General features: G+C 71.6%; 25 protein-coding genes. 15 read left to right on the top strand and 10 right to left on the bottom strand.

The features are described 5' to 3' along the window. Nucleotides 1-10: 10 nt before the first annotated feature. The 4 genes from ribH to ABD743_RS36400 all read left to right on the top strand — a co-directional run bounded on the left by ribH (nucleotide 11) and on the right by ABD743_RS36400 (nucleotide 3,131). Nucleotides 11-493: a 6,7-dimethyl-8-ribityllumazine synthase gene (gene ribH, locus ABD743_RS36415; RefSeq protein WP_344727934.1), complete on the top strand. Its 483-nt coding sequence runs from the start codon at nucleotides 11-13 to the stop codon at nucleotides 491-493. A gap of 233 nt (nucleotides 494-726) precedes the next feature. Further along, nucleotides 727-1,128 (top strand): PH domain-containing protein, encoded by a 402-nt coding sequence (locus ABD743_RS36410; RefSeq protein ID WP_344728091.1) that lies wholly within the window; start codon nucleotides 727-729, stop codon nucleotides 1,126-1,128. A 74-nt stretch (nucleotides 1,129-1,202) separates the two neighbouring features. Then, nucleotides 1,203-2,258 carry a beta/alpha barrel domain-containing protein gene (locus ABD743_RS36405; protein WP_344727933.1) on the top strand — a complete coding sequence of 352 codons (1,056 nt, stop codon included), beginning with the start codon at nucleotides 1,203-1,205 and terminating at the stop codon, nucleotides 2,256-2,258. 159 nt (nucleotides 2,259-2,417) lie between these two features. Beyond that, entirely contained in the window at nucleotides 2,418-3,131 is a 714-nt protein-coding gene (locus ABD743_RS36400; RefSeq protein WP_344727932.1) for an HAD-IA family hydrolase, read from the top strand. A gap of 16 nt (nucleotides 3,132-3,147) precedes the next feature. Here the strand turns inward: ABD743_RS36400 and ABD743_RS36395 are convergent, their stop codons facing one another. Then, nucleotides 3,148-3,879, bottom strand: coding sequence for a DUF2786 domain-containing protein (locus tag ABD743_RS36395; protein ID WP_344727930.1), 732 nt, complete (start codon nucleotides 3,877-3,879; stop codon nucleotides 3,148-3,150). 150 nt (nucleotides 3,880-4,029) lie between these two features. Between ABD743_RS36395 and uvrC the strand changes: the two genes are divergently transcribed. From uvrC to ABD743_RS36350, 9 genes are all read left to right on the top strand, one after another. Then, nucleotides 4,030-6,114: an excinuclease ABC subunit UvrC gene (uvrC, locus tag ABD743_RS36390; RefSeq protein ID WP_344727929.1), complete on the top strand. Its 2,085-nt coding sequence runs from the start codon at nucleotides 4,030-4,032 to the stop codon at nucleotides 6,112-6,114. Beyond that, nucleotides 6,111-6,998, top strand: coding sequence for an RNase adapter RapZ (gene rapZ / locus ABD743_RS36385; RefSeq protein WP_344727928.1), 888 nt, complete (start codon nucleotides 6,111-6,113; stop codon nucleotides 6,996-6,998). The genes uvrC and rapZ overlap by 4 nt, the downstream gene beginning before the upstream one ends. Continuing rightward, the gene (locus ABD743_RS36380; protein ID WP_344727927.1) at nucleotides 6,995-8,041 is read left to right on the top strand and encodes a gluconeogenesis factor YvcK family protein; all 1,047 of its coding nucleotides are present in this window, start codon (nucleotides 6,995-6,997) and stop codon (nucleotides 8,039-8,041) included. The genes rapZ and ABD743_RS36380 overlap by 4 nt, the downstream gene beginning before the upstream one ends. 43 nt (nucleotides 8,042-8,084) lie before the next feature. Then, nucleotides 8,085-9,068, top strand: a complete 984-nt coding sequence (whiA, locus tag ABD743_RS36375; RefSeq protein WP_241038931.1) for a DNA-binding protein WhiA — start codon at nucleotides 8,085-8,087, stop codon at nucleotides 9,066-9,068. A 175-nt stretch (nucleotides 9,069-9,243) separates the two neighbouring features. Further along, entirely contained in the window at nucleotides 9,244-10,260 is a 1,017-nt protein-coding gene (gap, locus tag ABD743_RS36370; protein ID WP_344727925.1) for a type I glyceraldehyde-3-phosphate dehydrogenase, read from the top strand. After that, nucleotides 10,257-11,462 carry a phosphoglycerate kinase gene (locus tag ABD743_RS36365; protein ID WP_344727923.1) on the top strand — a complete coding sequence of 402 codons (1,206 nt, stop codon included), beginning with the start codon at nucleotides 10,257-10,259 and terminating at the stop codon, nucleotides 11,460-11,462. Before gap ends, ABD743_RS36365 begins: the two co-directional genes overlap by 4 nt. Next, nucleotides 11,463-12,281, top strand: coding sequence for a triose-phosphate isomerase (tpiA, locus tag ABD743_RS36360; RefSeq protein ID WP_344727922.1), 819 nt, complete (start codon nucleotides 11,463-11,465; stop codon nucleotides 12,279-12,281). Nucleotides 12,282-12,448: 167 nt separating this feature from the next. Next, complete coding sequence (gene secG, locus ABD743_RS36355; protein ID WP_241038927.1) at nucleotides 12,449-12,685, top strand: preprotein translocase subunit SecG; 237 nt, start codon at nucleotides 12,449-12,451, stop codon at nucleotides 12,683-12,685. Nucleotides 12,686-12,697: 12 nt separating this feature from the next. Further along, the gene (locus tag ABD743_RS36350) at nucleotides 12,698-13,039 is read left to right on the top strand and encodes an RNA polymerase-binding protein RbpA (protein ID WP_241038926.1); all 342 of its coding nucleotides are present in this window, start codon (nucleotides 12,698-12,700) and stop codon (nucleotides 13,037-13,039) included. A 39-nt stretch (nucleotides 13,040-13,078) separates the two neighbouring features. Here ABD743_RS36350 and ABD743_RS36345 read toward each other — a convergent pair whose 3' ends face one another. Continuing rightward, nucleotides 13,079-13,636 carry a hypothetical protein gene (locus tag ABD743_RS36345; RefSeq protein ID WP_344727920.1) on the bottom strand — a complete coding sequence of 186 codons (558 nt, stop codon included), beginning with the start codon at nucleotides 13,634-13,636 and terminating at the stop codon, nucleotides 13,079-13,081. Between the two features lie 75 nt (nucleotides 13,637-13,711). Here ABD743_RS36345 and ABD743_RS36340 point away from each other — a divergent pair, with 75 nt between their 5' ends. Beyond that, complete coding sequence (locus tag ABD743_RS36340; protein ID WP_344727918.1) at nucleotides 13,712-14,971, top strand: TrpB-like pyridoxal phosphate-dependent enzyme; 1,260 nt, start codon at nucleotides 13,712-13,714, stop codon at nucleotides 14,969-14,971. A gap of 8 nt (nucleotides 14,972-14,979) precedes the next feature. On the opposite strand, the gene ABD743_RS36335 is transcribed toward ABD743_RS36340, so the two are convergent. Continuing rightward, the gene (locus ABD743_RS36335) at nucleotides 14,980-15,399 is read right to left on the bottom strand and encodes a rhodanese-like domain-containing protein (protein ID WP_344727917.1); all 420 of its coding nucleotides are present in this window, start codon (nucleotides 15,397-15,399) and stop codon (nucleotides 14,980-14,982) included. A 136-nt stretch (nucleotides 15,400-15,535) separates the two neighbouring features. Between ABD743_RS36335 and ABD743_RS36330 the strand changes: the two genes are divergently transcribed. Continuing rightward, complete coding sequence (locus ABD743_RS36330) at nucleotides 15,536-16,024, top strand: Lrp/AsnC family transcriptional regulator (protein ID WP_425567047.1); 489 nt, start codon at nucleotides 15,536-15,538, stop codon at nucleotides 16,022-16,024. Between the two features lie 37 nt (nucleotides 16,025-16,061). Here the strand turns inward: ABD743_RS36330 and ABD743_RS36325 are convergent, their stop codons facing one another. From ABD743_RS36325 to ABD743_RS36295, 7 genes are all read right to left on the bottom strand, one after another. After that, nucleotides 16,062-16,481, bottom strand: a complete 420-nt coding sequence (locus tag ABD743_RS36325) for a hypothetical protein (protein WP_344727916.1) — start codon at nucleotides 16,479-16,481, stop codon at nucleotides 16,062-16,064. A gap of 33 nt (nucleotides 16,482-16,514) precedes the next feature. Continuing rightward, nucleotides 16,515-17,294, bottom strand: coding sequence for a 6-phosphogluconolactonase (gene pgl / locus ABD743_RS36320; RefSeq protein WP_344727914.1), 780 nt, complete (start codon nucleotides 17,292-17,294; stop codon nucleotides 16,515-16,517). After that, the gene (gene opcA, locus ABD743_RS36315; RefSeq protein ID WP_344727913.1) at nucleotides 17,294-18,259 is read right to left on the bottom strand and encodes a glucose-6-phosphate dehydrogenase assembly protein OpcA; all 966 of its coding nucleotides are present in this window, start codon (nucleotides 18,257-18,259) and stop codon (nucleotides 17,294-17,296) included. Before opcA ends, pgl begins: the two co-directional genes overlap by 1 nt. 31 nt (nucleotides 18,260-18,290) lie before the next feature. Next, nucleotides 18,291-19,841 (bottom strand): glucose-6-phosphate dehydrogenase, encoded by a 1,551-nt coding sequence (zwf, locus tag ABD743_RS36310; RefSeq protein WP_344727911.1) that lies wholly within the window; start codon nucleotides 19,839-19,841, stop codon nucleotides 18,291-18,293. Between the two features lie 65 nt (nucleotides 19,842-19,906). Then, on the bottom strand, nucleotides 19,907-21,433 hold the full coding sequence (locus ABD743_RS36305; protein WP_344727910.1) for a glucose-6-phosphate isomerase: 1,527 nt from the start codon (nucleotides 21,431-21,433) through the stop codon (nucleotides 19,907-19,909). Nucleotides 21,434-21,437: 4 nt separating this feature from the next. Next, nucleotides 21,438-22,547: a transaldolase gene (gene tal / locus ABD743_RS36300; RefSeq protein ID WP_344727908.1), complete on the bottom strand. Its 1,110-nt coding sequence runs from the start codon at nucleotides 22,545-22,547 to the stop codon at nucleotides 21,438-21,440. A gap of 11 nt (nucleotides 22,548-22,558) precedes the next feature. Beyond that, nucleotides 22,559-23,146: transketolase-like TK C-terminal-containing protein (locus ABD743_RS36295; RefSeq protein ID WP_344727906.1), on the bottom strand; the 588-nt coding region annotated here is incomplete at its 5' end.

The following is a 23,146-nucleotide window of genomic DNA, read 5'->3' as shown; positions in this document are numbered from 1 at the left end:
TGGCCACGAGATGAGCGGCGAGGGACGGCCGGCCCACCAGGAGATCCCGGACGCCTCCCGGCTGCGGCTGGCCGTGGTGGCGACCACCTGGCACGCCGACATCGTGGACACGCTCCTGGAACGCGCGCTGGAGATAGCGCAGAAGGCCGGCGTGGAGAGCCCGACCGTGGTGCGGGTGCCGGGCACCGTGGAGTTGCCCGTGGTCTGCCAGGAACTCGCCACCAACCACGACGCGGTGGTGGCGCTCGGGGCGGTGATCCGTGGTGGCACCCCGCATTTCGAGTATGTCTGTGACGCCGTGACCGCCGGGCTCACGCGTGTGGCGCTGGACGAGCGCACCCCCGTGGGCAACGGCGTGCTCACCTGCGACACCAGGGCCCAGGCGGTGGACCGCTCCGGCGCCCCCGGGTCGGTCGAGGACAAGGGTGCGGAGGCGTGTCTCGCCGCGTTGCACACCGCGCTCGCGCTGAGTGAGCTACGAGGCCGGCGATGACCGACCCCGGCCGCACCAGCCCGGCGCCGGCAGCCCCATCGGTTGCCGCCTCCGGCGCTGCGGCCCGCCGCGAGCCCGATGAGGCTGCGGCGCCCACCGCCCCCGACACAACTGCAGCCGCCCCGGAGCCGGACGCCGACGGCTCGGCCCGCGGCTCTCGCGCAGATGCGGTGGCCCGCGCACCGCGTGCAGCCGTGCCCGGTGAGACCGTGGTGGTGCGGCCCCGCAAGGTGATGATCGCCGCATGGGTGGGCGCCGTGGCGGTGCTGGTGCTCTTCACCGTGGTGGCCGTGCTGCTGCGAGGCAGCGAGACCGGCGTGTACTTCCGGTTCGCCGACCAGGTGGCCCTCGTGGTGCTGGGGCTCCTGATCGCGGGCGGCGTGCTCCTGCTCGCCCGGCCGCGCGTGCGCGCCGACGCCGAGGGCATCGAGGTGCGCAACATCCTGACGACCCAGCGGCTGTCCTGGCAGGTGGTGCGCCGGGTGGCGTTCCCCGACGGGGCGTCATGGGCGCGGCTGGACCTGCCCGACGACGAGTACATGCCCGTGCTGGCCATCCAGGCAGTGGACGGGTATCGGGCCGTGGAGGGAATCGCCCGCCTGAGGGCCCTGCACTCTGCCGCTCGCTCATCCTGACCCGGTCCGCGCCTCGTCGCCGGGCCTTTCGTGCGCAACGGTGCGATATGGGTGCCGTTCGCCGGAGAGCGTGGATGGACGCACGTACCATCGGGGCCGTGCTTCGTGCTCGTGATCATGTCGCCCGGGAACCGTTCGGCGAGGAAGGTGTGCGCCTCGGCGACATCGTGCTCCGCAACCGGCTGGTCACCTCGTCCAGCCTGCTCGGCTACGGGGTGTCGAACAGCCGGCTCGTGCCGTACGGCATGAGCCCCGTGTCGCTGTTCGTGCCGCTGGCGGAGTTCGGGGCGGTGACCACCAGGACGTTGACCGTGGAGCCCCGCGAGGGCCATTTCACGACGCGCGACGAGTACGCGCTCAGTGAGCTCCCCGACCTCCTGAAGCGCTACGGAAAGGTGCTGCGCGGCACCGACGCCGGCTGGGTCAACGCGTTCGGCTGGTGCAACGTCGGGATCGATGCCTACCTGCGCGACTACTACCCGCGCACCCGCGACCAGCGGGTGATCATCTCCCTCGGCGGATTCTCCGCCGAGGAGTTCGTGACACTCGTGGACCGGGTGAACGCCGCTGTGCCGGCGGGGGACATCGCCGCGGTGGAGTTCAACGTGTCCTGCCACAACGTCAACTTCGACTTCTCCACGATCCTGCAGGACGTGCTGGACGAGGCGGTGCCCCGCAGCAACCACCCCGTGATCCTCAAGCTCTCGCCCGACTACGACTACCTGCGCAACGCGGAGCAGGCGGCGAAGGCCGGGGTGTCGGCACTGACAGCCATCAACACCGTGAAGGCGCTGCGGCTCGACCCCCGAACGGGTGAGCCCTGGCTCTCGAACCGCTACGGAGGCCTCTCCGGGCGGGCGATCAAACCGATCGGGCTGCGCGTGGTGAGCGAGCTGCGCGAGGCCGGGGTGACGCTGCCGATCATCGCGACCGGTGGGATACGCACGGTGGACGACTGCCGCGAGTACTTCTGGGCTGGTGCCGACGCCGTGAGCCTCGGCAGTGCGACCTGGCTCGCGAGCTACCCCGGATACGCACTCGCTCCGTTGCGCGCTCTGCACGTTCGGCGCGTGCTGAAAGCCGTTCGGCGCTACGGAGCGCTGCCGACCCGCTCCGCTCTGTCGCCCTGAGCGACGATCTTCATCCGAACGGGACGGGCGGTACGCCGCGTGGCGGCGCTGCTCACGGATGAGTGGAAGCGCGACACGGCACGATGAACGCAGCACGATGAGATCCGGCACGACGAACCGCCCACGGCACTCCCAGCAGGGCACGACGGACAGGGCACGATGACGGTGGAGGGCGGGAACCAGCTGGATCGCGTGCGGGCGGCGGATCGTCGGCCGCGCGTGGTGCTCCTCGACGTCTACGAGACGATGCTGCAGGTGGAGGCGCTGCGCTCGCGCTTCGTGGACGTCGGTCGCCCGGATCACGAGTGGGAGCTGTTCTTCACTCGCACCGTGCGCGACGGGATGGCCCTCACGCTGGCCGGCGGCGTGCGCCCCTTCGCCGAGGTGGCCAGGGCGGCGCTGCGCACCACCACGGAGCACACCCTTTCGGATGAAGCGCTCGACCATGTGCTGGCCGGCTTCGGCGAGCTGCCTCCTCACCCGGACGTGGAGCCGGCGCTGCGGGCGTTGGCAAGGGCGCGGATCCCGGCCTACGCCTTCACGCAGGGAGGGGCGGCGGTGGCGTCGGACGCCCTGGATCGTGCAGGGCTGCGCACCTACCTGCGGGGAGTGCTCTCCGCCGAGGAGATCCGCTCCTTCAAGCCGCCTGCCCGCGTGTACAACTGGGCGTGCCAGCAGGTGGACGCTCCGGGCGACCGGGTGGCGCTGGTGGCCGTGCACTCCTGGGACGTGCACGGGGCCGTGCGGGCCGGGCTCGTGGGCGGCTTCGCGACCAGGCTCGAGGGCGCGGTGCCCGACGTGATGGCCCGCCCGCACGTGGTGGGCAAGGATCTCGAGCTGGTGGCCGACCGGCTCATCGCCCTGCCGGCCTGACCTGCCGGAGAGCATCTCAGGCGCCCAGGGCCCGGTGCCGGTCGTTGCCGGCACCGAGCCCGCCGAAGCCGAGATCAGCCCGCTCGCCCGCCCTGGCCCCGGCAGTGAATCCGGAGCCGGACAGGACGCTGCGCCGAGCGGAGGCCAGCCGCGGGAAGGCGGCGGCGTAGGCGCGATCGACCTGCTCACGTCTGTCGGCCAGCACCAGTGCGACGGACGGCCCGCCCGTTGCGGCCTCGGACCGGGCTGCGCCCGCGGCACGCTCCTCGGCGTCGGTCAGCCGTCGATGCACCTCGACCGCGAACCCGTGGAGCCACGAGCGCCGGTAGGCGGCCACGGACTCACCGCGCGCCGGTGGTCGCACCCGGACCAGCTGTGTGCTGGCCTGCAACTGCAGTGATGTGTAGAGCAGCTCGACACGCTGCCGATCCGATTCGTGACCGAAGACGGTGACAGCGGCGACCTTGCGGCCCCGTGCCCCGTGGAGCACCCAGCGGCAACCGAGCGCGGTGGCCGTCCACCCGAGCAACCTGGCCTTGCCTGCGCTGTAGGGATCCTCCATCGCGACCCGCTGCGGGCCGATGCGGTCGCTGCCGGGCCGCGCGACGGCGAGCAGCGCGGCGTCGACGCCGTGGCGGGCCATCAGCTCCATCGCCTTGGCCGTATAGGTCTCGGCCTCGGCCGCCGTGGCTGCACGCTCTGCCTTCGCGAGCAGCTTGCGGATCGTGTCGAGCTTGTCGAGCCCCATCGGATCCCCCCGATCGTTCGAACGCGCGTTCGCATCGAGGGCAAGTCCTATCACGGGCGGCCGACAGACCCGCCTACACCACACGCAGGACGCGCCGAGCGGGCGGTCCGATCACGGCGTGTCGGGGTGCAGTCCTACCCTGGTGAGGCCATGGCCGATCCCGCCACTTACCGTCCGGCCCCCGGTTCCATCCCGGAGGCCCCTGGGGTGTACCGCTTCTCCGACCAGCACGGCCGGGTGATCTACGTCGGCAAGGCGAAGAGCCTGCGCCAGCGGCTCAACTCCTACTTCGCCGACCTCGCCGGCCTGCACCCGCGCACCCGGCAGATGGTCACCACCGCGGCGCGCGTGGAGTGGACCGTCGTCGCCACCGAGGTCGAGGCGCTCCAGCTCGAGTACAACTGGATCAAGGAGTTCGACCCTCGGTTCAACGTCCGCTATCGCGACGACAAGACCTATCCGGTGCTCGCCGTCACGATGAACGAGGAGTTCCCGCGGCTGCACGTCTACCGCGGCCCGCGGCGCAAGGGCGTGCGCTACTTCGGCCCGTTCGCCCACGCGTGGGCCATCCGGGAGACGCTCGACCTGCTCCTGCGGGTGTTCCCCGCTCGCACGTGCAGCGCCGGGGTGTTCAAGCGCCACGGCCAGATCCAGCGGCCCTGCCTGCTGGGCTACATCGACAAGTGCTCCGCGCCCTGCGTCGGGCGGGTCGACGCCGCCGAGCACCGTGACATCGTCGAGGACTTCTGCGACTTCCTCTCCGGCCGCACCGACCACCTCGTCCGCCAGCTCGAGCGCAAGATGGCCGAGGCGTCGGAGGACCTGGAGTTCGAGCGGGCCGCGCGGCTGCGCGACGACATCGGCGCGCTGCGGCGTGCCATGGAGCGTCAGGCCGTGGTGCTGGGCGACGGCACCGACGCCGACGTCGTGGCGTTCGCCGAGGACGAGCTCGAGGCCGCCGTCCAGGTCTTCCACGTGCGCGGCGGCCGGGTCCGTGGCCAGCGCGGATGGGTGATCGACAAGGTCGAGCCCACCGACACGGCCGAGCTGGTGGAGCGCTTCCTCACCCAGTTCTACGGCGAGCAGGCGGCGCTGGCCGGCTCCGCCGACGACGCCCAGCAGCCCGTTCCGAAGGAGATCCTCGTCCCCGAGCTCCCCGCCGAGCTCACCACGATCGTCGACTGGCTGTCGCGCCTGCGCGGATCACGGGTGCAGGTGCGCGTGCCGCACCGTGGCGACAAGCGCGCGCTCGCCGAAACCGTGGCTCGCAACGCGGCCGAGGCGTTCACCCAGCACAAGCTGCGCCGGGCCGGTGACCTCACGGCGCGCTCGGCGGCGCTGCAGGAGATCCAGGACGCCCTCGGGCTCGACAGCGCTCCACTGCGCATCGAGTGCGTCGACGTCAGCCACGTGCAGGGAAGCAACGTCGTCGCGTCGCTCGTCGTGTTCGAGGACGGCCTCGCCCGCAAGTCCGACTACCGCCGCTTCGAGGTGCGCGGGGGTGCGGAGGGCGGGGACGTCGCCGCCATCGCCGAAGTGGTACGACGGCGGTTCCGGCGTCACCTGTCCGAGAACGGAACTGGCACCGAAAGTGGTACCGACGACACCGAGGGTAACGCCGAGACCGCCTCGGGCGAGGCCACCGGTATCGCTTCCCCGGATGCCACCCTGACACGCCCCGGCATCGACCCGACCACGGGTCGGCCGCGCCGTTTCGCGTACCCGCCGAACCTGCTCGTGGTCGACGGCGGTCAGCCGCAGGTCGAGGCCGCGGCCGACGTGCTCGCCGACCTCGGGGTCACCGACGTGGCCGTGTGCGGCCTGGCCAAGCGCCTCGAGGAGGTGTGGTTGCCCGCCGAACCCGACCCGGTGATCATGTCGCGCACCAGCGAGGGGCTCTACCTCCTGCAGCGGCTGCGCGACGAGGCTCACCGATTCGCCATCACCTACCACCGCCAGCGTCGTTCGAAGAGCATGGTCAGCTCCGAGCTGGACGCGGTTCCCGGATTGGGTCCTGCCCGCCGTGCCGCGCTCCTCAAGCACTTCGGGTCGCTGCGCAAGCTCAAGGCCGCCGACGCCGATGCCATTGCGGCGCTCCCCGGTTTCGGCCCGCGCATCGCCGCGGCCGTGCTGGCCGCGCTGCACGGGCCCGACCGGCCGGATTCGCCGGACCAGGCGGAACGGCCCGATGCCGCACCCGCCGACCAGACCGATGCGGGGGTGCCTGCGTCATGACGTCACCATCGCCTGCGCCCGGCGGCATCGAGGTCGCCCTGGTGAGCGGGCTCTCCGGAGCGGGGCGCAGCACCGCCGCCAAGGTGCTCGAGGACCTCGGCTGGTTCGTGGTCGACAACCTGCCGCCCGAGCTGATCGCCACGATGGTCGACCTCGGTGCGCGTGCCCGCGGCGAGATCACGCGGATCGCCGTGGTCATGGACGTCCGCAGCCGCGCGTTCACCGCCGACCTCGGCGCCGTGATCAAGGATCTCGACGCCCGCGGTTACAAGCCGCGCCTGCTGTTCCTCGAGGCCACCGACGCGGTGCTCGTGCGCCGGTTCGAGCAGGTGCGCCGCAGCCATCCGCTGCAGGGCGACGGCAGGCTCGTGGACGGGATCACGGCCGAGCGCGAGCTGCTGCGACCGCTCCGGGAGAACGCCGATCTGGTCGTCGACACCTCCACCGTGGCCGTCCCGCAGCTGCGCGCGACACTCGAAAGAGCGTTCGGTTCGGAGTCTGCGCAGGTCACACGTGTCACTTTGGTGTCGTTCGGCTACAAGTACGGTCTGCCGATGGACTCCGACCTGGTGGTTGACGTCCGGTTCCTCCCGAACCCGTTCTGGATCCCGGAGCTGCGCGACCAGACGGGCCGGGACGAGCCGGTCCGCGATTACGTGCTGAGTCAGGACGGCGCCGACGAGTTCATCACCCGCTACCTCGAGCTGCTGCGGCTCGTCGGGGCCGGGTACCGCCGTGAGGGCAAGCGCTATCTGACGGTCTCGGTCGGCTGCACGGGCGGCAAGCACCGCAGCGTCGCGATCAGCGAGGAGCTCGCCCGCCGCCTGGAGGGCGCCGAGGGCGTCACGGTGAACGTCGCCCATCGCGACCTGGGGCGAGAGTGAGCGCCGGACCGGCGGCTGTGGCACTCGGCGGGGGCCACGGCCTGCACGCCACCCTGTCCGCGCTGCGTCACCTCGCCGACATGGGCGGTGTGGCGGACAACGTCACGGCGGTGGTCACCGTCGCCGACGACGGTGGGTCCTCGGGGCGGCTGCGCCGCGAGCTCGGCCTCCTCCCTCCCGGCGACCTGCGGATGGCACTCACCGCCCTCGCGGCGCAGGACGGTGCCGCGAACCGGTGGGCGGATCTCGTGCAGCACCGTTTCGGCGGCACCGGCGCGCTCGCCGGGCACGCGGTGGGCAACCTCCTGTTGGCCGGGCTCATGGACGTCCTCGGCGACCCGGTGGCCGCCCTCGACGAGGTGGGTGCGCTGCTCGGGTTGCGGGGCCGGGTGCTGCCGATGAGCTGCGAGCCGCTCGACATCGAGGCCGAGGTCACGGGCCTCGGCGTGCAGCCCGCCCAGCCGCACCGCATCCGTGGCCAGGTGGCCGTGGCGTCCACGCCGGGCCGGGTCCGGCGGGTCTGGTTGCGACCGGAGCGGCCACGAGCGTGTCCCGAGGCGGTCGAGGCCGTACGCACCGCTGACGTGTTGCTCCTGGGGCCGGGGTCGTGGTTCACCAGCGTGCTTCCGCACCTGCTGGTGCCCGAGCTGCGCGACGCCGTCATCACCAGCAGGGCGCGCCGTGTCATCGTGCTCAACCTGGCTCCCGAGCCCGGGGAGACCGCCGGGTTCTCACCCGAACAGCACCTGGCCGTACTCTCCCAGCACGCCCCGGCGCTGCGGGTCGACGCGGTGATCGCCGACGTCGCCGCGGTGCCGGTACCTGAACGGTTGTATCGGGCGGCGGCGGTGATGCTCTCCCCGGGCGGTCGGGTCCACCTGGCCCCGGTCGCCGCCGCCGACCCGACGGTGCCGCGCCACGACCCCGTGTCGCTCGCATCCGCGCTCGGCGCCGTGCTGGCCGAGCTCGAGTCGTTACCGGGCTCGCCCGATGCGGTGCGCGTGCCGTCGGCAGCGGACGCCGCCGAGAGGAGGAGAACGTGAACGTGGTTTGCGCTCCCGTGCCCCATCCCGCCAGGAGGTCCACATGGCGATGACCGCGTCGGTCAAGGACGAGCTGAGCAGGCTCGTCGTCACGAAGCCGTGCTGCCGCCGGGCCGAGGTGGCGGCGCTGCTGCGGTTCGCCGGTGGCCTGCACATCGTCGGTGGCCGGGTCGTCGTCGAGGCCGAGGTCGACACCGGGTCGGTGGCGCGCAGGCTGCGCCGTGAGATCCACGAGCTGTACGGGCACACCTGCGAGGCGCACGTGATCACCGCCGGTGGCCTGCGCCGCGGCGCACGCTACGTGCTGCGCGTGGTGCGCGACGGCGAGGGGCTGGCCCGCCAGACCGGCCTGCTGGACGCCCGCGGCCGGCCCGTGCGTGGGTTGCCGCCGCCCGTCGTCTCCGGCGGCCTGTGCGATGCGGAAGCGGCATGGCGCGGGGCGTTCCTCGCGCACGGTTCGCTCACCGAGCCCGGACGCAGCTCCGCCCTCGAGGTCACCTGCCCCGGCCAGGAAGCGGCCATGGCGCTGGTCGGTGCCGCGCGCCGGCTCGGGGTCACCGCGAAGTGGCGGGAGGTCCGCGGTGCCGACCGCGTCGTGGTCCGCGACGGTGACGCGATCGGGGCCCTGCTCACGCGCATGGGCGCGCACGAGAGCGTGATGGCGTGGGAGGAGCGGCGGATGCGCCGCGAGGTGCGCGCCACCGCCAACCGCCTCGCCAACTTCGACGACGCCAACCTGCGCCGTTCGGCCAGGGCGGCGGTCGCGGCCGCAGCCAGGGTGGCGCGCGCGCTGGAGATCCTCGGCGACGACGTGCCGCAGCACCTCCTCGCCGCGGGCAGGCTCCGGGCGGAGCACACCCAGGCGTCGCTGGAGGAGTTGGGCCAGCTGGCCGATCCGCCGATGACCAAGGACGCCGTGGCAGGCCGCATCCGCAGGCTCCTGCACATGGCCGACAAGCGCGCGGCCGACCTGGGCATCCCCGACACCGAGTCGGCCGTCACAGCGGACATGCTGGAAGAGGCCTGAGCCCAGCCGGGCAGAGCGCGGACGATGGCCCCCGGGGGACGAGGTCGTCACCCGGGGTGTGAAGTGTGATCGAAGGCCCGGTAAGTGAATCGATAAAGCCCCTAGGCCCGCCCGGCAGCGATCCGGACGATAGGGTTGACCTGGTCGAGCAGGCATTACTGGAGGAGGCGCGCACATGACCGTGCGGGTAGGCGTCAACGGATTCGGTCGAATCGGCCGCAACTTCTGGCGGGCCGTCGATGCGCAGCGCGCTGCCGGCACCAGCGACATCGAGATCGTGGCGGTCAACGACATCACCGACAACGCCACGCTCGCGGGGCTGCTCAAGTACGACTCGATCCTGGGTCGGCTGCCCTACGAGGTCACCTCGACCGACGAGGAGATCATCGTCGACGGGAAGGGCTTCAAGGGCCTCGCCGTGCGCGACCCCGCGGAGCTGCCCTGGAAGGACCTCGGCGTCGACGTCGTCATCGAGTCGACCGGCCTGTTCACCAAGCGCGAGGCGGCCGCCAAGCACGTCGACGCGGGCGCGAAGAAGGTCATCATCTCCGCGCCGGCCACCGGTGAGGACCTCACCGTGGTGATGGGCGTGAACGACGCCGAGTACGACGGCTCGCAGACCATCATCTCCAACGCCTCCTGCACCACGAACTGCCTTGCGCCGCTGGCGAAGGTGATCGACGACGCGTTCGGGATCGAGAAGGGTCTGATGACCACGATCCACGCGTACACGCAGGACCAGAACCTGCAGGACGGACCGCACAAGGACAAGCGCCGCGCCCGCGCCGCCGCCATCAACGTGGTGCCCACCTCCACCGGCGCCGCCAAGGCGATCGGCCTCGTCATGCCGCACCTGAACGGCAGGCTGGACGGCTACTCGCTGCGCGTCCCGGTTCCTACCGGCTCGATCACCGACCTCACGGTCGAGCTGCGCGAGGAGGCCTCGATCGACCAGATCAACGCCGCCTACCGGGCCGCGTCGGAGAGCGGCCCGCTGAAGGGCTACCTGCGCTACAACGACGACCCGATCGTCTCCTCCGACATCGTGACCGATCCGGCGTCCTGCATCTACGACGCGCCGCTGACCAAGGTCATCGGCAACCAGGTCAAGGTCTTCGGCTGGTACGACAACGAGTGGGGCTACTCCAACCGCCTCGCCGACATCACCGCGCTGGTGGCGTCGAAGCTGTGAAGACCCTGGACGACCTCGTCGCCGAGCTGGACGAGGACTTGTTCGGCCGCCGGGTGCTCGTCCGCGCCGACCTGAACGTGCCCCTCGACGGTTCGAGGATCACCGACGACGGCCGCATCCGGGCCTCGGTCCCCACTCTGAAGCGCCTGCGCGACACCGGCACACGCGTGGTGGTGGTCGCGCACCTCGGGCGCCCGAAGGGAGGACCCGACCCGGCGCTCTCCCTGGGGCCGGTCGCCGAGCGGCTCGGCGAGCTTCTCGGTGTGCAGGTGCCGCTGGCCGACCTCGGCGACGAGGCCCGGTTCACCGTCGACGCGCTGCCCGAGGGTGGCGTCGCGCTGCTGGAGAACATCCGGTTCGACCCGCGGGAGACGTCGAAGAACGACGACGACCGCGCGGCGCTGGCCCGTGAGCTCGCCGCGCTGGCGGGGCCCGAGGGCGTCTTCGTGTCCGACGGGTTCGGCGTGGTGCACCGCAAGCAGGCCTCGGTGTACGACGTCGCGCTCGACCTCCCGTCCTTCGCGGGCGACCTCGTGCTCGCGGAGGTCGAGGTGCTGCGCAGGCTCACCGAGTCGCCGAAGCGTCCGTACGTGGTGGCGCTCGGCGGTTCCAAGGTCTCCGACAAGCTCGCGGTGATCGAGGCGCTGCTGCCGAAGGTCGACGCGCTGCTGGTCGGCGGCGGGATGTGCTACACGTTCCTGGCCGCCCACGGCTACGGCGTCGGCGACTCGCTGCTGGAGCGCGACCAGATCGGCACCTGCCGCAAGCTCCTCGAGTCCGGCAAGATCGTCCTGCCCACGGACATCGTGGTTGCCGACGACTTCTCGGCCGAGGCGAACACGCGCACCGTCGCCGCCGATGCCATCCCCGACGCCTGGAAGGGGCTCGACATCGGCCCCGAATCGGTCTCGGCGTTCCGCGAGGTCCTCGACGGGGCGGCCACCGTGTTCTGGAACGGGCCCATGGGCGTGTTCGAGCTCGCGCCGTTCGCCGAGGGCACGCGGGGGGTCGCGCAGGCGATCCTCGACGCCTCGTCGTCCGACGGGGCGTTCAGTGTGGTCGGTGGTGGCGACTCCGCCGCCGCCGTGCGGGCGCTGGGTCTGCCCGAGGACGGGTTCTCCCACATCTCGACCGGCGGCGGGGCGTCGCTGGAGTACCTGGAGGGCAAGTCCCTCCCCGGGCTCGCAGTACTGGAGCAGTAGATGGCACGAAGCATCGACGACCGCTCCGCCGGTGCCGGGCGCAAGCCGCTCATCGCCGGCAACTGGAAGATGCACTGCAACCACCTCGAGGCGATCGCGCTGGTGCAGAAGCTCGCGTTCGCGCTCCCGGAGAAGTACTACGACAAGGTCGAGGTCGCGGTGCTGCCGCCCTTCACCGACATCCGGAGCGTCCAGACGCTGATCGACGGCGACAAGCTGCTGATGGTGCACGGCGCGCAGGACCTCTCCCCGCACGAGTCGGGGGCCTACACCGGTGACGTGGCCGGGCCGATGCTCGCGAAGCTGGGCTGCCGGTACGTCGTCGTCGGACACTCGGAGCGGCGGCAGTTCCACGGCGAGGACGACGCGCTCGTCAACGCCAAGGTGCGTGCCGCCGTGCGCAACGGGATCGTCCCGATCCTGTGTGTGGGGGAGGGGCTCGAGGTCCGCGAAGCGGGCGATCACGTCGCCCACTGCACCCGGCAGGTCAGCGCGGCCCTGGAGAAGGTGGAGAGCCAGCACGCCCAGACGCTCGTGATCGCCTACGAGCCGGTGTGGGCGATCGGCACCGGCCGTGTCGCGAGCGCGGCCGACGCGCAGGAGGTCTGCGCGTCCATCCGGGAGACGGTGGCGGCGAAGTACGGCCAGGCGATCGCCGCGAGCGTGCGGGTGCTCTACGGCGGCTCGGTGAAGTCGAAGAACGTCGGTGAGCTCGTGGCCGCACCCGATGTGGACGGCGCGCTCGTGGGTGGCGCGAGCCTCGATGCCGAGGAGTTCGCGCAGCTGTGCGCGATTGCGGCCGGTGGCCCGCTGCCGTGAGATCATCGGCGCCCACCGGCCTCCGGTGAGCGTTGAGCGGTGGGGCCCGGCCACAGCCGATGACGGTGTGACCCGCGACAACCTGCGGATCAGGGCCGGGTACCCTCGGTTGCCGAGCGGTGGAATGCGCCGTACCCGGCGTTCCGCCCGACAAGAATGAGGATGGGATGCAACTCGCCCTTCAGATCGTGCTGATCCTCTCCAGCGTGGTGCTGGTGTTGCTGATCCTGCTGCACCGCGGCCGCGGAGGCGGCCTGTCGAGCCTGTTCGGCGGTGGCGTGCAGTCCAGCCTCTCCGGGTCGAGCGTGGTGGAGAAGAACCTCGACCGGCTCACCCTGTTCGTGGGTGCGATCTGGGTGATCGCCATCATCGGTACCGGTCTACTCGTGAAGCTCGGGGTCTGAGGAGGTATGGCCATGGCTGGCGGCAACGCGATCCGGGGCACCCGCGTGGGTGCCGGTCCGATGGGTGAGTCGGAGCGAGGCGAGACCGCACCGCGTTCGCGCATCTCGTACTTCTGCTCGAACGGGCACATCACCACCCCGTCCTTCGCTTCAGAAGCCGACATTCCCGAGTCCTGGGACTGCCCGCGTTGCGGGCTCCCCGCGGGCCGCGACGGTGAGAACCCGCCCGCGCCGCCGCGCACGGAGCCGTACAAGACGCACCTCGCGTACGTCAAGGAGCGGCGCAGCGACGCCGACGGCGCCGCGATCCTCGAGGAAGCACTCGGCAGGCTGCGGGCGTCGCGCGAGCTGTAGCGGTTCAGCGCTGTAGGGGCCAGGGGCCGCTGCCCGGGCTCACCGGAGGGCCCCGAGCTGTTCACTGAACGCCGTCACGAGGCGCGCCGCGGTGGTGCCGAGCGGCACCGCAGACGCCGCTAAGGTGACGAGCCGGTCGCCGCGCACGGTCGCGCCGAACACGCTGCCACCCTGGAACCGACAGACGAAGCCGCCACCGCCGGCCGTCACGTCCGCCCGCGAGTTGTCCTCACACAGCCCGGCCACCGAGTCGAGAGTGTCGCTCGGGGCCGCGGCTCCGGCCGGGGCGACGTCGACGGCGACGAAGGCAGGCCCGTCACCGGTGTCGCCCGCCGGGGCGCCTCCGGACGGGTCGTACACGCACCGGGTGTCGCTGGCCGTGGTGGCGTCGGGAGTCCAGGTCAGGCCGGTGGTGGCGGCGAACGCCGCGGTGTCCAGCACGCACGCGGCGGGCGGGGCGGGCGGCGGTGCAGGTGGCAGTGCGTCGGGCTGGGCGGGCTCTGAGGTGCCGGTGCAGCCGGCGAGCAGCGCCGCAGCGGCCAGCACGGGCAGGGTGTGGGTGAGCACTGCCCATAGGCCTCGTCGTTCGTCCGCCATCCCCGAACCTTCCCATGCCGCATGCGGCGTGGCGGCAGCGCCGTCCCCTGGTGGTCGTCGCTAGCCTCGGACGGCATGACGCGGTGGACGCTGCCTCCTGACCGGATCCCCGACGCGTGGTTCAACGTGGTCCCGCACCTGCCCTCGCCGCTGCAGCCGCCGTTGCATCCCGTGACGCGGGAGCCGGTGGGTCCGGATGATCTCGCGCCGCTCTTCCCGATGGCGTTGATCGGCCAGGAGGTGTCGGCGGAGCCGTGGATCGACGTGCCTGGCGAGGTGCTCGACATCCTCCGGTTGTGGCGGCCCACGCCGCTGCACCGCGCGGTACGCCTGGAGGAGGCGTTGGACACGCCGGCGCGGATCTACTTCAAGGACGAGTCGGTGTCGCCGGCGGGGAGCCACAAGCCGAACACCGCTGTTCCGCAGGCGTTCTACAACGCCAAGGAGGGCATCGCGCGGCTGGCCACCGAAACGGGTGCTGGGCAGTGGGGTACCGCGCTCGCGTTCGCGTGCGCCCAGTTCGACCTGGATCTGCAGGTCTACATGGTGCGCGCGTCCTACGAGCAGAAGCCCTACCGGCGCGTTGCGATGGAGACGTGGGGTGGTGCGGTCGTGGCGTCCCCGGTGGCCGAGCCCGGTCATCCCGGCTCGCTCGGCTCGGCGATCTCCGACGCCGTACGTGACTGCGTCGGTCGCGACGACACCCACTACGCGGTGGGCTCGGTGCTCAACCACGTGCTGCTGCACCAGACCGTGATCGGTCTGGAGGCGAAGGAGCAGCTGGAGTTGGCGGGGGAGCGGCTGCCCGACGTGGTGATCGCTTCCTGTGGGGGCGGGTCGAACCTGGGGGGCATCGCTTTCCCGTTCGTGCCCGACGCCGGTGTGCGGCTGCTGGCCGTGGAACCGGCGTCGTGCCCGACGTTGACCAAGGGGCGGTTCGACTACGACTTCGGTGACACGGCGGGTCTCACGCCGTTGATGCCGATGTACACCCTGGGCCACGACTTCGTGCCACCGTCCATCCACGCCGGTGGGCTGCGCTACCACGGCGACTCGCCGTTGGTCTCCGCGCTCGTCCGCGACGGACGCATGGCGGCGGTCGCGTATCCGCAGGGCCCGGTGTTCGACGCGGCCGTGCAGTTCGCCCGGGTGGAGGGGCGTATCCCGGCTCCGGAGTGCGCTCACGCGATCCGGGCCACCATCGACGAGGCGCTCGCCGCGAAGGAGACCGGCGAGGAGCGGGTGATCCTCTTCAGCTACAGCGGCCACGGGTTCCTCGACCTCGCCGCCTACGACGATCACCTGAACGGCAGGCTGCCTGCCGAGCCGGGCTGAGTCTCCCGTCAGCAACCGCACGGCGCGGTGAGCGGGTCGGGCCCCGCGGTCGAGGTGCCCATGTCCGTCTCGATCGGGAAACCCTCCCGGATCCAGTACTCCACACCCCCGAGCATCTCCCGGACGCGGTATCCCAGCTGGGCGAAGGCGAGCGCTGCCTTCGTGGCGCCGTTGCAGCCCGGACCCCAGCAGTAGGTCACCAGCGGTACGGCCGGGTCGAGCAGAAGGCCGGCGCGCGCAGGGATCTGCGCGGTGGGCAGATGTACCGCGCCCGGGATGCGGCTTTGTCGCCAGGCGGGAGTTCCACGTGAGTCGACGAGCACGAAACCTGGATCGGTGTGGTCCAGCGCGGTGTGCACGTCGGCCACGTCGGTCTGAAAGGTCAGACGGGTGGTGAAGAACGCGACGGCGGCGGAATCAACGGTCATGACCCGGACGCTAAGTGTCATCTCGGACCTCCGGAACGGGCATTCCACGGTGATCAACTGCAATGACCGTGGATTCCGTGGAGATCAACAAGGACCCTGGGGAGTCACCGGACGAATCGGACGGTAGATTCCCCGCGTGGCCGTGGAATCCCTCGACGAGGTCGACTGGCGCCTGCTGGAAGCCCTGCAGCGGGACGGCCGGGCGAGCTATGCCGACCTGGGTCGGCTCGTCGGGCTCTCGGCCAGCGCCGTCACCGAACGCGTGCGCAGGCTGGAGGAATCCGGCGTGATCACCGGCTACACGGCGGAGGTCAACCCGGAGAAGCTCGGCCTGCCGATCACAGCCCTGGTGCGGCTGCGCTACCCGCACGGCAACTACAAGCCCTTCCGCGACATGCTCGCCAACACGCCCGAGATCACCGAGGCCCACCATGTCACCGGCGAGGACTGCTTCGTGCTGACGGTGCGCACGCGCTCGATGCGCCATCTCGAGGAGGTCACGGGGCGCATCTCCGTGCTCGGCGGCGTCACCACGAGCGTGGTCTACTCCAGCCCGCTGCCGCGCCGTTCCGTGGTCGGCACCACGGGTGGCAGCCCGTCGCGGACGGCGCGCCGCAAGACCTGAACCGGTCGCACGGCGTCGGCTGATGGCGAGCCCGTGGTCAGCCGGGCAGGACGCGCAACAGAGTCTCCGGTCCGACCGTCCGTGCTCCGCCGGCACGCACTCTGTCCCGCAACCCGCGGTCGGCGGTGACCACGACCACGGGCTCGGCGGCGAGATCGGCGGCCAGGGCAGCGATCGCCGAATCGCCGTCGGCCGGAGCGTGCAGGACGTCCAGCCCCGGGTGGGTGGGAAGGTCCTCGATACGGGCCGCGGCGCCCTCCAGCACGAGGTGCACCCGTACGTCGTCGTCCGTGGCCTCCTCGCCCAGCCCGCGAGCGAGCAGGGCCGGGCCGGCGGTGAGCGCGGCCGACAGCTTCCCGGCGAGCTTGCGCGCAGCGCCGGCCCGGTCGCGCCACCACCCGTCCGGGCGGGAGCCCACGACGTTCGCGCCGTCGACGATCACGTGGAGCACGGGCACCTCCGAATGCTCACGGGATGACGACGGCCGAGCTCAGGCGATCGGTGGCACCAGGTCCCGAGGGAGCTTCGACGCCGCTGCGCGGTCGAGCAGCCACAGGGTGCGTCGCCGCCCCCGTGCCCCGGCCACCGGGATCGCCACCTCGCCCGCGCCGCCCAGCGCCATGGCCACCGCCGCGGCCTTCGACTCGCCGGTGGTCATGATCCAGACCTCAGCGGCCCGACGGATCGACGGGAGCGTGAGCGAGACGCGAGTGGGCGGGGGCTTGGGGCAGCCGTGCACGGCCACCACCGAGCGTTCCGTCTCGTAGACCGCCGGGGAGTGCGGGAAGACCGACGCGGTGTGGCCCTCCTCGCCCATGCCGAGCATCAGCACGTCGAACGAGGGGACCGGCCCGTGGTCCTCCGGCCGTGCGGCGCGAGCCAGCACTGCCGCGTACTGCTCCGCAGCGGCCTCGGCGCCGGACGGGCCGGTGCCGGTGTCGGCGCCCATCGGGAAGATCTTCGCCGGATCGACCGGAAGGTGGTCGAGCAGCGCCTCCCGTGCCTGCTTCTCGTTGCGGTCAGGGTCGTCGGCCGGCACGAACCGCTCGTCGCCCCAGTAGAACTCGACGCGGCTCCAGTCCACGGCGTCGCGCGCCACGGTGGACCGGATCTGCGCCAGCACCGCGATGCCGGTGGTGCCGCCGGTGAGCACGATCTTCGGGGTGTTGCCTGCAGCCTGCAGGTCGACGAGCCGCGTGATCAGCCGGGCTGCCGCCGCGGCGGCAAGCACGTTGGGGTGCGAGTGGACGGCGATGTCCGGTGTGTTCATCAGGAACCAGCCGTGACGGCGGGGACCCGGACCGGTGCACGTCCGCGAGCGATCCGCCCGACGCCGGCCAGTGCGGCGCCGTAGATCTCGTCGGGATCGAGTCTGCGCAGTTCCTCGGCGAGGCAGTCGCGCACCTCCCGCCGCGCGAGTGCGACGAGCCGGTCGGGCTGACCGGGCTGGCGCAGGCTGCCCACCTTGCCGTCCGGACGGATCAGCTCGATCGGTCCCGACGGGCGGTCCATCCGCACCGACACGAGCCCGGGCCCGGCCTCCGCGGGGGACCGCTTCACCCGCGCGTCGAGCCGGACCGCGAGCCAACCGGCGATCAGGTCGGTGGACGGCGAGATCGCCTCTCCCGCGACCGTGGCGCTGGTGACGTCCTCGTGCGGCGGTGTGTCGAGGGCCGTGGCGAGCAGGGCCCGCCACGAGGTCAGGCGCGTCCAGGTCAGGTCGGTGTCGCCGGCCACGTGGTGGGCGCGGCGCTGCTCGAACGCCTTGATCGGGTTCTTCGACGAGAGCGCGTCGGTGATCCTGCGCTGGGCGAGCTGCCCCACCGCGTCCTCGGACGGGATGGCAGGCGCCTCACCCGGCCACCACGCCACCACCGGTGCGTCCGGCAGCAGGAGCGGCATGACCATGCCGGCCCCCGCCTCGTCGGACGCCAGTGCGCCATAGCCCCGCAGCACGATCACCTCGCTCGCCCCGGCGTCGCCGCCGACGCGGATCTGCGCGTCGAGGCGGGGGGCGGCCTTGCGCTGGCCGCGGGCCAGCACGATCACCCGGCAGGGGTGCTCGCGGCTCGCCGCGTTGGCGGCCTCGATGGCGCCCTCGATGGCACTGCCGTCGTCGGTGACGATCACGAGCGTGAGCACCCGGCCCAGTGCCAGCACACCGCCGCTCTCGCGCAGCTCGACGAGCTTCTTGTTGACCGTCGAGGTGTTGCTCGACGGCAGGTCGACGATCATGTCCAGCTCCCGGATACGGATCGGGCGGGGGTCACGGCCTGCGCCAGGTGCGGCCGGTGCGGGCCAGCATCAGGTCGGCCGACTTCGGGCCCCAGCTGCCGGCGGAGTAGGGGTCGGGGCCCGCTTCCTGCGCGGCCCAGTGCTCCATCACGGGGTCGAGGATCTCCCACGAGCGCTCGACCTCCTCGTTCACCGGGAACAGCGACGGCTCGCCGAGGAGCACGTCGAGGATGAGCCGCTCGTAGGCCTCGGGGGAGACCTCGGTGAAGGCGGTGCCGTAGCCGAAGTCCATCGTGACGTCCCGGACCTCCATCTGGCTGCCGGGAACCTTCGACCCGAACCGCATCGTGACGCCCTCGTCGGGCTGCACCCGGATGACGAACGCGTTCTGCCCGAGCTCTTCGGTCATCGTGGAGTCGAATGGCAGGTGCGGGGCTCGCTTGAAGATCACCGCGATCTCGGTGACGCGGCGTCCGAGGCGCTTGCCCGTGCGCAGGTAGAACGGCACCCCGGCCCAGCGCCGGGTGTCGATCTCGCAGGTGATGGCGGCGAAGGTCTCGGTCTTGGAGTTGGGGTCGAAGCCCTCTTCCTCCTTGAGTCCCCTGACGAGCTCGCCACCCTGCCAGCCGCCGGTGTACTGCCCGCGCGCCGTGGTCTCGTCGAGCGGGCCGACGAGCCGCGTGGCGTTGAGGACCTTGATCTTCTCGGTACGCAGCTCCGCGGACGAGAACGACGTGGGCTCCTCCAGCGCGGTGAACGCCAGGAGCTGCAGCAGGTGGTTCTGGATGACGTCCCGCGCGGCTCCTATCCCGTCGTAGTACCCCGCCCGGCCGCCGAGGCCGATGTCCTCGGCCATCGTGATCTGCACGTGGTCGACGTAGTGGGAGTTCCAGATGGGCTCGAAGAGCTGGTTGGCGAAGCGCAGAGCGAGGATGTTCTGCACCGTCTCCTTGCCGAGGTAGTGGTCGATGCGGAACACCGAGTCCTCGGGGAAGACGTCGTTGACGATTTCGTTGAGCTCGATCGCCGACTTGAGGTCGTGGCCGAACGGCTTCTCGATCACCACGCGACGCCACTGGTCGCCGTCCTGGGCGGAGAGCCCGGAGCGGGCGAGCTGCTTGAGTACCACCGGGAACGCGCCCGGCGGGATGGAGAGGTAGAAGGCGTGGTTGCCCCCGGTGCCACGCACGCGGTCCAGGTCCTGGACGGTCCGCTCGAGCTGATCGAACGCGTCGTCGTCGTCGAAGCTCCCGGACACGAAGCGGAAGCCCTCGGCGAGACGGTCCCAGACGGACTGCCGGAAGGGCGTGCGGGCGTGCTGCTTCACCGCGTCGAGGACGATCTGGCCGAAGTCCTGGGTGTCCCAGTCGCGCCGGGCGAATCCGGTGAGGGCGAAGCCCGGGGGAAGCAGCCCTCGGTTGGCCAGGTCGTAGATGGCAGGCATGAGCTTCTTGCGCGAGAGGTCGCCGGTGACTCCGAAGATCACCAGACTGCACGGTCCCGCGATCCGCGGGAGCCGCTTGTCACGCGGGTCGCGAAGTGGGTTGGTCCATCGGCCGCCCCCGATCGTGCGGGTTGCCATCGGTTTCTCCCAGTAGTCGATGTTGGCGGTTCGGTCTGTGATGGACGGTGGCAACTGTCCTTGCGCTACAGCTGTTGTACCGCCCGCGCCAGGGTGACGAGGCCCGCCACCCGGTCGGTGAAATGAAGCCGGAGTACCGGTCGGCCCCGGCCGGTCAGTGCCTCGGCGTCGGCGCGGGCCTGAGCCTGCTGGAGCTCGGCGAGATCCGCCGGCAGGTCGGGCTCGGCATCGCCGGTGATCTGGCAGATCACGGCGTCGGCCGGGCCGCCTTTGTCCCGCTGCCCACTGCCGGGCAGGCAGCGTGGCGCCCAGCCGAAGGTGGTGGGGAGCCCGGTGCGGCGGGTCAGCTCGGGACGCAGCACCGCGGCGGAGGCGTCGTCGAGCCGGTCGAGGTAGGCGTGCACGGCGAGGTGCGCGTCGGCCTCGGCGGCGTCGACGAGCGCCCGTAGCGCCTCGGCCACCGTGCTGGTACCGCTCGGCAGCCACGCTCCCGCGTGCACGTCGATGTCGCCGTCGGTGAACTGGACGTCGGGAGCGTGGACGGCGCCGTTGCCGGCGACGCGGGCGGCGTCGGGGCGGTCGGTGGGGTCGACACCTGCGAGATGCGCTGCCACCGCGGTGGAGTACTGCCACAGCATGAACTGCGCGGCGGGAGAACCGAGTGTGGTGACGGCGGCCCCGTCGAGCGACCCGATGTGGAACGTACTGAGGGACACGGTGAGGGTGCCGGGCCGGAGCGACTCGGGGTCGGCCCACTCCGGGGTGTCCGGCCCCTCGACCACCACCGGTAGCGGCCCGCGACCGTCCTTGCCGAGACCACCCGCGACGAGCTGCGCGGCCCACTCGGCGAGGCCCGTGGCGCCGTCCTCGGCCAGCGCGACGACCGGGGCAGCGGCGAGCAGCGCGCCGAGCGCCAGGCACGGGTTCGCCGGGTCGTCGGAGTCCAGCTCGGCACGGAACTCGGCAGCCTCGGCGATGACCGCGCCGACGTCGACGCCGGCGAGCCCTGCCGGTACCAGGGCGAACGCGGTGAGCGCCGCCCACGGCCCGTCCACATCGGACGGCCCGAGCACGACCGTGGCGCCGGCGGCCTGCTCCAGGAGCGGGCCGCCGGGCGCCGTGACGACGACGGTCTGAGCAGCCGGGTCGAGCCCTTCGGCCCGGAACGCCCGGTGCACGGTGTCGCGCACCAGCTCGACCGCCGTGGTGTCCTCGCCAGGAGGGGCCGACACCACGAGCACGGTGGCTGCGAGGTCGCCGGCGAGGGCGTCGGCGACCTGGGCCGGATCGGTGGTGTCCAGGACGACCAGTCGCGGATCGTCCTCAGCGAGCACCTCGGCGGCCACACCCACGCCGCCTGCCGCGGCCAGCACGACCCGCACCTGCCCGGCCACTCGCAGCTGCTCCCGCAAGGCCTCGATCTCACCGACCAGCGGACGGGACGCCCGGGCGGCGGTGACCCATCCGGGGCGTGCAGCTCGCGGCCAGAGACTGGCGTCGCACCGGGCGATCCGGCTGGCGACGGAGTCGTCCACCAGCCGCTCGACCACATCGGCCTGCGGCGGGACGGACGACACGAGTCGTGCGGTCACGTGGTCAGCGTGCCCCGTCGAGCTGCTCGCGGACGGACTCGGTGAGCTCACCCCACGACTTCTCGAACTTGTCGACGCCCTCGTCCTCCAGCACGACGAACACGTCGGTCAGGTCGATCCCCACACGCTCGAGCTCGTCGAACACGTGCTGGGCTTCGGCGCCCCTGCCGGTGACACGGTCGCCGTCGATCTCGGCGTGGTCGGCGACGGCGTCGAGCGTCTTCTCCGGCATCGTGTTGACGACGTCGGCGACCACGAGCTCGGTGACGTACATGGTGTCGGGGTACGCCGGGTTCTTGACGCCCGTGGACGCCCAGAGCGGCCGCTGCTTGCGTGCGCCCTGCTTGGCCAACGCCTCCCAGCGCGGGCCTGCGAAGACCTCCTGGAAGGCCGCGTAGGCCAGCCGCGAGTTGGCGATGCCCGCCTTGCCGCGCAGCGCGAGCGCCTCGTCGGTGCCGATCTTCTCCAGCCGCTTGTCGATCTCGGTGTCGACGCGGGAGACGAAGAAGCTCGCCACCGAGGCGATGCCGGCGAGCTGCTGGCCGTTGGCGGCGGCCTGCTCCAGGCCGTCGAGGTACGCCCCCATCACCAAGCGGTAGCGCTCGACGGAGAAGATCAGCGTGACGTTGACGCTGATGCCCTCGGCGATGGCGCGGGTGATCGCGGGCAGGCCCTGCTCGGTGGCCGGGATCTTGACCAGGAGGTTGGGCCGGTCCACTGCCTTCCACAGGTCGCTCGCCTGAGCGACCGTGCGGTCGGTGTCGCGGGCCAGATTGGGATCGACCTCCAGCGAGACCCGCCCGTCCACGGCGCCGGTGGTCTCCCACGTGCCGCTGAAGACGTCGCAGGCCTCTTGGACGTCGGCCACGGTGATCTCGCGGATCGCGTCCTCGACCGACGCCCCGCGCGACGCGAGCTCGCGGACCTGCTGGTCGTAGGCCTCGCCGTGCGAGAGGGCATTGGCGAAGATCGTGGGGTTGGTGGTGACACCGACCACGTGCTTCTCGGTGATCAGCTCCTGCAGGTTGCCGGTGCGCAGGCGCTCGCGGGACAGGTCGTCGAGCCAGATGGAGATGCCCGCGGCTGCCAGAGCAGCGAGCCTGTCATTGCTCATGATCTTCCTCCTCAGGAGACGTTCGCCAGGCTGCGCCGGGCGGCCGCGACGACGTTCTCGGTGGTGAAGCCGAATTCGCGGAAGAGCGTCTTGTAGTCGGCACTCGCGCCGTAGTGCTCGATGGAGATGATTTCCCCCGCATCACCCGTGAACTGGTACCAGGGCTGGGCAATTCCCGCCTCGACACTGACGCGCGCCTTGATCGCGGACGGCAGCACCGACTCGCGGTAGGCCTCGTCCTGCTCGTCGAACCATTCGACGCAGGGCATCGAGACCACGCGGGTGGGTACGCCCTCGTCCTCGAGCACGCGGCGGGCGTCGACGGCGATCTGCAGCTCCGATCCGGTGCCGATCAGGATGAGCTGGGGTTCGCCGGAGGATGCGTCGGCGAGCACGTATCCGCCGCGGTTGACGCCCTCGTAGGACGTGCCCTCGAGAACCGGGAGGTTCTGGCGGGTCAGGGCGAGGCCCTTCGGGCCCTCGGGGCGTTCGAGCGCGGCGCGCCAGGCGTGGGCGGTCTCGTTGGCGTCGCCGGGGCGGATGAACGAGAGGCCGGGGATGGCGCGCAGGGCGGCGTAGTGCTCGATGGGTTGGTGGGT

The sequence above is a fragment of the Pseudonocardia yunnanensis genome (assembly GCF_039534065.1).
Taxonomy (GTDB): domain Bacteria; phylum Actinomycetota; class Actinomycetes; order Mycobacteriales; family Pseudonocardiaceae; genus Pseudonocardia; species Pseudonocardia yunnanensis.
This window is presented reverse-complemented; position numbering and strand designations above follow the sequence as displayed.